Annotated in this window: 10 protein-coding genes; 3 read left to right on the plus strand and 7 right to left on the minus strand. The window is 26.2% G+C overall.

The genetic code is table 11. From position 1 onward, the window contains the following. The first annotated feature begins 9 nt into the window (after positions 1 to 9). Positions 10 to 576 carry a superoxide dismutase gene (locus tag CJ670_RS02665; RefSeq protein ID WP_105938741.1) on the plus strand — a complete coding sequence of 189 codons (567 nt, stop codon included), beginning with the start codon at positions 10 to 12 and terminating at the stop codon, positions 574 to 576. Between the two features lie 57 nt (positions 577 to 633). Here CJ670_RS02665 and CJ670_RS02670 read toward each other — a convergent pair whose 3' ends face one another. The 6 genes from CJ670_RS02670 to CJ670_RS02695 all read right to left on the minus strand — a co-directional run bounded on the left by CJ670_RS02670 (position 634) and on the right by CJ670_RS02695 (position 6,986). Continuing rightward, complete coding sequence (locus tag CJ670_RS02670; RefSeq protein ID WP_105910968.1) at positions 634 to 1,074, minus strand: DoxX family protein; 441 nt, start codon at positions 1,072 to 1,074, stop codon at positions 634 to 636. A gap of 87 nt (positions 1,075 to 1,161) precedes the next feature. Next, positions 1,162 to 1,644, minus strand: coding sequence for an ankyrin repeat domain-containing protein (locus CJ670_RS02675; RefSeq protein ID WP_105938742.1), 483 nt, complete (start codon positions 1,642 to 1,644; stop codon positions 1,162 to 1,164). Between the two features lie 8 nt (positions 1,645 to 1,652). Further along, on the minus strand, positions 1,653 to 3,080 hold the full coding sequence (locus CJ670_RS02680; RefSeq protein WP_105938743.1) for a catalase: 1,428 nt from the start codon (positions 3,078 to 3,080) through the stop codon (positions 1,653 to 1,655). Positions 3,081 to 3,166: 86 nt separating this feature from the next. Then, positions 3,167 to 5,818, minus strand: a complete 2,652-nt coding sequence (locus CJ670_RS02685; RefSeq protein WP_228154185.1) for an MlaD family protein — start codon at positions 5,816 to 5,818, stop codon at positions 3,167 to 3,169. Further along, entirely contained in the window at positions 5,802 to 6,392 is a 591-nt protein-coding gene (locus tag CJ670_RS02690; protein ID WP_105938744.1) for a paraquat-inducible protein A, read from the minus strand. Before CJ670_RS02690 ends, CJ670_RS02685 begins: the two co-directional genes overlap by 17 nt. Beyond that, positions 6,393 to 6,986, minus strand: a complete 594-nt coding sequence (locus CJ670_RS02695) for a paraquat-inducible protein A (protein ID WP_105938745.1) — start codon at positions 6,984 to 6,986, stop codon at positions 6,393 to 6,395. A 121-nt stretch (positions 6,987 to 7,107) separates the two neighbouring features. On the opposite strand from CJ670_RS02695, the gene CJ670_RS02700 reads away from it, so the two are divergent. Continuing rightward, on the plus strand, positions 7,108 to 7,542 hold the full coding sequence (locus CJ670_RS02700; protein ID WP_105938762.1) for a globin domain-containing protein: 435 nt from the start codon (positions 7,108 to 7,110) through the stop codon (positions 7,540 to 7,542). 22 nt (positions 7,543 to 7,564) lie between these two features. Here the strand turns inward: CJ670_RS02700 and CJ670_RS02705 are convergent, their stop codons facing one another. Next, positions 7,565 to 8,038: an outer membrane beta-barrel protein gene (locus tag CJ670_RS02705; RefSeq protein ID WP_105912446.1), complete on the minus strand. Its 474-nt coding sequence runs from the start codon at positions 8,036 to 8,038 to the stop codon at positions 7,565 to 7,567. A gap of 101 nt (positions 8,039 to 8,139) precedes the next feature. Between CJ670_RS02705 and CJ670_RS02710 the strand changes: the two genes are divergently transcribed. Continuing rightward, a complete protein-coding gene (locus tag CJ670_RS02710; protein ID WP_105938746.1) occupies positions 8,140 to 9,033 on the plus strand; it encodes a DMT family transporter in 894 nt (297 codons plus the stop codon). Positions 9,034 to 9,160: the final 127 nt, after the last annotated feature.

The following is a 9,160-nucleotide window of genomic DNA, read 5'->3' on the forward strand; positions in this document are numbered from 1 at the left end:
GGATATTATATGAAACACGAATTAATGAAATTACCATATGCAAGTTTAGCTCCACTTATGTCAGATGAGACTTTGGAGTATCATCACGGAAAGCATCATAACACTTATGTTACAAACTTAAATAACCTAATTGCTGGTACAAAATTTGAAGATATGAGTCTTGAAGATATTATTAAAAATTCTGAAGGTGGATTATTTAATAATTCTGCTCAAGTATTTAACCATGATTTCTTTTTTAATGGTCTAACTCCAACTCAAGGTGCAATTCCAGCTAGTGTTGAAGCAGCTTTAACAAAAGCTTTTGGAAGTGTTGATAAATTTAAAGAGGAGTTTACAGCTAAAGCTATTGGACAATTTGGTTCAGGATGGGCTTGGTTAGTTCTTGATAAAGGTGAGTTAAAAATTGTTGCAACTTCAAATGCTGGATGTCCTATAACTGATGGTTTAAAACCAGTTTTAACATGTGATGTTTGGGAACATGCATACTATATTGATACAAGAAATGCAAGACCAAAATTTTTAGAAAATTTCTGGAAACTTGTAAATTGGGATGTAGTTGCTAAACATTTAGCATAAAAAAAGTATGGATTTTTTCCATACTTTTAATATATAAAATTAAAATATTATTTTAATTTATTCTTTATTACACTTTTTTGTACATTTAGCATCAAGACTAAATTTACCAGCTCCAATAAACATAATAGAAATAGAAGCCAAAAGATAAATTAAAGCTAACTCAATAACTGGTCCACCAGTTTTTCCTAAAACAAAAATATCATTACTGTGAGCTAAAAATATAGCAAAAACCATAGTTAAAGCAAAAAACAGAGATGAAATTCTAGTAAATAATCCAATGATTATCAAAATAGGAAATACAATCTCTCCTAAATATACACCATAAGCAAAAAATTCTGGTAATCCAGCTTGATTAACTAAAAATTTAATTCCATCTATTCCATTAAATAACTTAAAAAATCCGTGAAATAGCATAAGTCCTGCTATACTTACTCTTAAAATTAGTTTTCCTATATCTTCATTTAGCATACAAGATAGTTTGTTTTCACAACAGTTCATAATTAATCCTTTAAAAATTTTTAGAATTGTAGCTAGTTTATTCTTAAGTTAATTACTAATTAGTAATAAAAATTTATAAAACAGATATTATTTATTCTTTTTAAAAAGCCCAATAAGTTTTGAGAATATTAAATAAAATTTTGATTTAAAACTTATATTTTTATCTTGTTTGTTTAGATATTCAACAATTTTTGTATGTCCAAACATTGAAGCAAATGTTATAGCAGTTGTGCCCATTCCATTGTTTTCTTCTATGTTTGCACCAGATTCAACAAGTATTTTTACAATATCAAAGTAACCTTTGAAACAAACACCAGCAAGTGGTGTTTGTCCTTTATCATTTTTTTTATCTACTTCTGCACCAAACTCTAGAAGCATTTTAGTAGTTTCAAAATTTCCATTATATGAAGCTAACATCAAAAGAGTATTACCTTTATGGTCTTCTAAATTAACACTCATTCCAGCTTCAAGCATAGCTTTTAAATCTTGCGTTTTTCCAACTCTTGCAAAATCAAGAGCAAAAACTTGTAGCTCTTCATATCGCTTTAACTCTTCTTGTGAGGCTTCCATATAAAAACCTATATTCCTAAAGCTTTTTTAACACCATTTGCATATTCAGGATGAACTTGCTCAAAAAGTGCAATTTGTCTATCTACAATATTTCTAGGAACTGTGTCCATTGCATCTTTTATATTTGAAAATAGTTGCTCTTTTTGATTTTGACTCATTAAGTTAAACAAAGCTCTTACTTGTGAAAAATCATCATTTCCAACTTTATGATCATATCTAGAAGCTGCTCCTTGCAGATCTAAATCTGGTTCTAAATAACTTGCATCTTCAATAGGTCCATCAAAGCTATTTGGCTCATAAAACGCCTTTGTAGGCTCTTTTACTTTATAGTTCATACTTCCATCAAGATTATATGTATTTACCTCTACAATTGGTCTATTTACAGGCAAATCTTCATAGTGAGTTCCAACTCTATATCTTTGAGCATCTGGATATGAGAATATTCTAGCTTGCAGCATCTTATCAGGTGAATAAGAGATTCCAGGAACTATATTTGATGGGCTAAATGAAGCTTGTTCAACTTGAGCAAAATAGTTTTTTGGATTTTCATTTAAAGTCATAGTTCCAACTTTAATCATTGGATAATCACCATGAGGCCAAACTTTTGTTAAATCAAATGGATTAAATGAACATTTTTTTACTTGTTCATCACTCATAATTTGAATCTCAAAACTCCATTTTGGAAAATTTCCTTTTTCGATATTTTCAAACAAATCTCTTTGATTTGATTCTCTATCATTTCCAACTATTGCTTCTGCTTCTTTATTTGTAATAGTTTCTATTCCTTGAAGAGTTTTGAAGTGAAATTTAACCCAAAATCTCTCATTTTTTGAGTTGATTAAACTATATGTATGAGAACCGTATCCATTTACATTTCTAAATGATTTTGGCAATCCTCTATCTGACATTAAAATTGTAACTTGATGAAGAGATTCAGGACTTAAACTCCAAAAATCCCACATTGCAGTGTTACTTCTTAAGTTTGTTTGTGGGTCTCTTTTTTGAGTATGAATAAAATCAGGGAATTTATAAGCATCTCGCACGAAAAATACTGGAGTATTATTTCCAACTAAATCCCAATTTCCCTCTTTTGTATAAAATTTAAGAGCAAAACCTCTTACATCTCTTTCAGCATCAGCAGCACCTCTCTCACCTGCAACTGTTGAAAATCTTAAAAGTAGTTTTGTTTTTTCACCTTTTTGTAAAACTTTTGCTTTTGTATATTTTGAAATATCTTCTGTTATTTCTAAAACTCCAAAAGCTCCACTTCCTTTTGCATGAACTACTCTTTCAGGAATTCTCTCTCTATTTTGATGTGCTAATTTTTGAATTAATTGATAATCTTGTAATAATACAGGACCTCTTTCACCTGCTGTTAATGAGTTTTGGTTATCAGCAATTGGATTTCCACCTGTTGTTGTCATTGTTTTTTTCATATAAATATCCTCCTTAAATTAAAGGAAAAAGTTTTTCCTTTGGTTAAGTATTCTATTTTTTTATAACTTAAATCATCTTTAAAATTTTATTTAATACTAGGACTTATAGTTTTCCAATCTTCTCTTAATGTTTTATGTAAAGTAAAAATATCATTTGAATTTGCAACTTCGTTGTATTCATAAGGAGTGACAATTACTAAACCACCTTTTATAATACTTGTAAATGTATTTGACTCAACTTTTGAACCTGTAAAAAGAGAAAATTCCATTTCAAAACCACTAATATCATAAAATTGAGAATTCTTTCTTACAAATTTTTTATATTTATCATAGATTAAACAATCAATTACAACTCTTGAAGCATCACTACTTAAATCAACTTTTAAAACTTTTCCTATTTGTACATTTTTATAATAAACAGGAGAATCAACATTTACACTAGATGCTGTTTTATCTTCTACTTTTATTATCGTTCCGAAATGAGAATTAACAGATGGTTCTTTATCAAAACCATTAAAACCAGTTTGTGGTAAATTATTTTTACTGATATTACTTTTTATTACACCAATATTTACAGCCATAATAGTCGAACCTGCATTTGCAATCTCTTGAAAAGATATTCTAGGTTTTTTTAGATAAAAAATTGTTCCCTCTTTTGCAAACTCTTTAAAATCTTTTTCAATTATTGCTTGTACTTCAACTTTTTGATTTTTATTAAGAGATATTTTTTTAACTTTTCCAATATTTGCACCTTTGTAAATAATTTTTGAGAAATTTTCTTGAAGCCCTTCAACATCATCAAAAATAATAGTTACCATATTTGTTGCTAGTTGCATCTCATCAAAACTTGAATATAAAACTCTATTTCCAAGTGGAGTGTTTGAACTATTATCAAGTTCTATTGAACCATCAATTAGTGATGAAAAACTATCTAATTCAAAAATTATCCCACTTAAACTAGCATTTAATTCAAGCTTTGGTTTTTTATAAAATCTACTTTTATTTGTTATGAATTTTTTAAAATCTTCATAAATAAAAAGTTCTACTTTTGAATTTTTATCATTAAAATTAATATTTTTTACAAAACCTATCTCTTGATTTTTATATACTATTGCCATATCTTCTTTTAAAACAAAGCTATTATCAAACTGCGAATAAACTATAAAACCATTAGTTTTATCTCTTTTTTCTCTTTGAATATCTTTATAACTACCAAATAGTTCAAACTCTTTTTTTGTAAGTTTTGTATTAACTTCATTTGCTACAAGAGCTATTCCACCATTTAGAGTTTTTTCTACTCCACTATAATTTATGTTCATATCAAAATTTTTTATCTCTAAAAGTTTTGAACTCATATCATAAAATTTACTACTATTATTTATTAAATCTTTATATTTATCATCTATTAATATAGAAATTCTTACATTTTTATAATCATTACTTAATTTATAAGATTCAACTCTTCCTATTTCTATATTTTTAAAATATATTTTTGATCTTTCATTTATAGAGTTTAAATTATCTGAGATTAAATCAATTTTTATAGCATTTAAACTCTTTTTTAAATCTTTTTTAGAAATACCCAAAAATTTATCAGAAAATTCTCCTTCTTGATAATCCAAAGATAGATAATTTCCTTTTATGATATTTCCTAAGTTTTTTATACCATCAAATGATATAGTTGGTTCTTCAATAATAAAACGACTATTTTTTGTAAGAAGATATTTGTACTCTTCATAAACATAAGCTTTTGTAGCTAATATATCATCTTGTATTTTTACATTTGATATTTTTCCTATTTGAATACCTTTGTATAGTATTGAAGTATTTTCATCGATTTTTCCTTCATTAAAATCAATAGTGAAGTTAACTTTTTTTCTTAAATCATCTTTTGAAGAAAAAAGAGTATAAATCTCATTTTTTTCAATTTTTGCATCATCTTTTATACTTGTTACAACTGTAATTCCACCAACTAAAGCTGAATATAGTGAGCTTACTTCAATATTTAATCCACTAGCACCATAATTTACTTTTAATGCCTCATTCATTATAAATTTTGAACTTTTATTTACTAAGTAGTTATATTTATCATAAATATAAGCACTTGCATAAAGTTGTTCATCTTTAAACTCTTTTGAAACAATTTCACCTATTTGGTATTTATTATAAAAAATAGGAGTTCCAACATCTACATTATCTTTATCATTCATTAATAAAGATATATAATAACCATTCTCTTCAAATTCATCATCAGGAGCAGAATCAAAACCTGTAAAATACCATTGTGGTTTTGTATTTTCTAGATTAAAGTTTGGTGATAACTCTATTTTATAACCACTTATTAGAGTGCTAAGTCCTGAAATTTTTGTCAAAGATACAGTTGGTTTTTTTATCCAAAATTTTGAACCTTCATTTGCTACATATTTTGCAACATCACTATTTACTAAAATATTAACAGCAACATTTTTTAAATCATCATGAATAGATATTTTTGTAACTTTTCCTAATGCCAAACCTTTATATTCCAAAGTTGTAATATTCTCTTTTAAGCCTTCAGCACTTTTGAAATATACAACAATATTTGTTCCTTTTTTAGAATATGTATCATAAGCAATAAATGCAAGAATTCCTAAAATTATAAGTGGAAGTATCCAAATAGGAGATATTTTATTATTTTTTTGTTCTTTTGCTAAATACACAACTGGCTCATTTATATTTTCACTAATCTCTTTTTTCATCCCAAATTATCCTTGTATCAAATCTATGTGCTGCAAATATTGTAATTATTACCATTAAAGAAAAAGATGTTGCAGCAACTCCACCTTTTATATTAAATAGCTCATCTAATTGAACTATTGATGCCATTAAAGCAACTACATAAATATCTATCATTGACCATTTTCCAATTGCTTCAATGTATTTATATATCAAAATCTTTGTTTTATTTGTCATTTTTACATTTATTTTCAAAGATAAAAATATAAAAAATAGTGCAAATAGTTTTACTATAGGAATAGCAACACTTGCTATAAATATTACAAATGCTATAAAATAACTTCCATGCTCTAAAAAGCTAATAATACCTTCAATAATTGTACTTTCTAAATTTACACCAAATTGTGTTACTACCATCATTGGATAAACCATTGCTGGAATATACAAAAGCATTGCACAAATGGTTAAAGCTAGTGATATTTGTAAAGAGTTATCAACTCTTTTTTTTACTATATGATTACATCTATCGCATAAAAAAGAGTCATAATTTTCTTTTTTATATACTTTTTTGCAGTTTTTACAAGAGATTAAAACCATTTAATTATCCAAAATAACAGTTGCATCAAATCTTAAATGAGACATAATAAAACAAAAAATATAGCCAAGTAAAATATAAAAACCTATATCAAATTTTGTATTACTAACCATTCCAATAAGTTTTATGTATGTAACAATAAGGCTTACAATAAAAACTTCCATAAAACCCCAATTTTTAAAAAAATAGTAAGAGTCATATAAAAGTGATTTTTTAAAAATCTCTTTTTTAAACTTTATTTGAAAAAATACTAAAATTATTATAATTGAGTTTAAAACAGGAGCTAAAATAATTGTAAATAAAACTAAAAAAGATACTATAAAAAAATCTTGTTCAAACAATACATACACAGTTTTTAAAATATTTGCATCTAAGCTTTGAGCATTTAAGTTTAGGCTTAAAATAGGGTATAAACATAAAATTAAAAATAACATCAAACTAGATATTGCAAAAAAAAGTGAATCAATCGAGTGATTATTTTCATCTTTTAATTTACTATCACATCTAGGACATCTTTGAGTAAAATTTGATGAAACATTTTTTTGTACAAATAATCCACAGCTATAGCACTCAACTGTGTTTGTTAAATCTTGCATAAAAACCTTTAAAATATAATTTTGTATTTTATCACACAAAATATTTAATAAAGAGATTAATATGCTATTTATTGTAATATTCCAAACTTTTGAAAACAATTTAATTAAAAAAGGTTATAAAATGGAATTTAAAATATCAGAAGCAATTTTTGGAACAAGACCAGCTGTTGAAAAACCATCATTAAAATTTTTAGAAACTATTAAAGAAGATGGACTTAGACAAATTATATCGAAACACTACGATTTACTAAAAAAAAGTTCAATAAAAGATTTGTTTCCTCAAGATGATGAAGAGTTTGAACAAGCAAAAATAAACTCAGCAGATTTTTTTATACAAATTTGTGGAGGTCCTGACTACTTTAATCAACATAGAGGAAATCCTATGATGGTAAAAAGACATGCACCTTTTAAAATAACTCCAAAGGCTAGAAGAGTTTGGCTTGAGTGTTATATTGAGATTTTAAAAGATTTGGATATTCCTGAAGATTTAAAAAAATCTTTTTGGAACTATTTAGATATCTTCTCTATGTGGATGATAAACTCACCTGAAGATTGATAATTTAGAAGCTAAATAGCTTCTAAAATCCAAATTTAACACCTAAATTTGCTGTATCATAATCATAGCTATGATTACTTTTACTCATACTCATAGTTTTGTATGAACCTTCTACTGAAACAGTTTGGCTAATTCTATACTCTAAAGCAGCACCATATCCTAAACCTGTATATGTACTATCATCATAAAATTGAACTGCTCCAGAACCAATTCCATAAGCAATTAAATTTTGAACAAACTCATAACCAACTTTTCCATCCATATCAACTGTTGTTGCACTAAGACCTGTTTTAACTCTTCCATAGCCTAAACTATTTCCAAAAGCTAAAATAATATTATTATCAAGTTTTGTACCAGTATTGTGACCAATATTGTATTGTGTATAGCTATGATTATCAATTTTTGCAGCACTTGCTCCTGCATAAATTTTTGTATCCATTGCAAAGGCAGAAGATAAAAGTCCAACTAAAATAGTTGAAGTTATTATTTTTCTCATTTTTACTCCTAAATTTTAAATCGCAATTGTATAAAAATATCTCTTAAACCCTAAAATAAGAGTTCTTTGAGTAAAATCCGTAAAAAAATTAAAGGATATTTTTGAGTTTACAAACAAAAGGAGTTATACTAGCTATTATCTCTGCTATTTGCTATGGAATGAACCCATTAGGAGCACTTTTTTTATATGAAGAGGGATTAAATGTAAACTCTGTAATTTTTTATAGATTTATTTTTGCCTCTATTTTATTAGCAATTTTTATGCTTATCAAAAAAGATTCTTTTTATTTAAGATTTAAAGAAATTATATTTTTAGCTTTTTTGGGCTTATTATTTGGAATTTCTGCAATTAGTTTATTTAACTCTTTCTTATATATGGATGCTGGACTTGCCTCGACTGTTTTATTTGTTTATCCTATATTTGTAGCAATTATAATGGCACTATTTTTTAAAGAGAAAAATTCAATAATAACTATTTTGTCTATAGTTTTTGCATTTTTAGGAGTCATTTTACTATATGAAAGCGATGGAGCAAATGTTAGTAATTTTGGGATATTTTTAGTAATAGTTTCATCATTGTGCTATGCTATTTATATAGTTATTATAAACCAATATCTAAAAATATCTGCACTAAAAGTTACTTTTTACTCAATGCTCTTTTGTACAATAACTATTTTAATACACTCATTTTTTGATAGTAGTTTAAATATAATGCCTTTAGTAAACTTCAATATGTGGTTTTATACAATATTTTTAGCTCTTGTTCCTACAATTATCTCATTACTATTTCTAATAAAAGCAATTCAAATTATAGGTTCAACAAGTGCATCTATTTTAGGAGCATTAGAACCTTTAACTGCTGTACTAATTGGAGTTTATGTTTTTAATGAAAAAATAACTTTTTTCTTAGTTATTGGAATAGTTTTTATTTTATTTGGAGTTCTTCTAATAGTTTTAAAAGATTATTTTGATAAATTACTCAACTTTCGCACATAAAACCTAACTGTTTTTTAGTGTAAAGCCTGAGCATTAGTATGATTTGTTCTAAATCTTTATTTCTCTTGACAATTTGAGTAGATTCAATCAATTGTTCTAATATTTTTAGAAACAGTTCCATTGAAAT

Source organism: Arcobacter cryaerophilus gv. crypticus (genome assembly GCF_002993025.1).
Taxonomy (GTDB): domain Bacteria; phylum Campylobacterota; class Campylobacteria; order Campylobacterales; family Arcobacteraceae; genus Aliarcobacter; species Aliarcobacter cryaerophilus_B.